This window comes from Mycobacterium hackensackense (genome assembly GCF_025822555.1).
Taxonomy (GTDB): domain Bacteria; phylum Actinomycetota; class Actinomycetes; order Mycobacteriales; family Mycobacteriaceae; genus Mycobacterium; species Mycobacterium fluoranthenivorans.
The window spans coordinates 1-746 of the sequence record NZ_JACKUC010000002.1; the positions used below are offsets into that span (position 1 = coordinate 1).

Genomic DNA, 746 nt, shown 5'->3' on the forward strand with positions numbered 1-746 from the left:
GAAGTTGATGACGCGGTAGACGTGCGCCTTGTAGGCATCGAAGCCTTCATCATCACCGCCGGCGCGGTACCGATGCGACTCCAGGATTTCCTCGGCCAGGGGCAGACTGAACAGGACCTCCGGTGTGGTCACAGGAGAATCCTAGGCCCGATACATGAAATATGCGGCGCCTCGGCGCAGTTTTGATTGTGGAGGAACGGAGTTCGAAATTGGAAACCTGGGATGCGATCAGGGCCCGGCGTAACGTGCGCAGCTATCGCCCCGATCCGGTGTCGGACGATGATCTGGACCGGATCGCCGAAGCGGGTTGGCGCTCGCCGTCGGCGCGCAACCAGCAGCACTGGGATTTCGTCATCGTGACCGACCGGGACAAACTGCGGGAACTCTCGACAGTGTGGCGCGGCGCCGGGCATATCGCATCGGCCCCGGCCGCGATCGCCTTGGTCGTGCCGGAGCCGCCGGACGAGCGCACCAAACTCATCGATCAGTACGACCTCGGCCAGGCAACCCTGGCGATGACCATCGCCGCCACCGATCTCGGTATCGGCACCGGCCACTCGTCGGTGGGCGATCAGGTCAAGGCTCGCGAGATCCTGGGCGTGCCCGAAGGTCACCTGGTGTCGTATCTGCTCGGGATCGGCTACCCGGCCGACCGCCCGTTCCGGCCCATCGTGAAGCCCGATCGCCGGNCCTTCGGCGAGGTAGTGCACAAGGGGCACTGGTGAGCACGTGCAAGGTCCTGGTCC

At 64.7% G+C, this 746-nt stretch carries 1 protein-coding gene; it reads left to right on the forward strand.

Going from position 1 to position 746, the window contains the following annotated elements; translation table 11 throughout:
* Positions 1-209: 209 nt before the first annotated feature.
* The gene (locus tag H7J86_RS00015) at positions 210-725 is read left to right on the forward strand and encodes a nitroreductase family protein (protein ID WP_267288589.1); all 516 of its coding nucleotides are present in this window, start codon (positions 210-212) and stop codon (positions 723-725) included.
* Positions 726-746 lie beyond the last annotated feature (21 nt).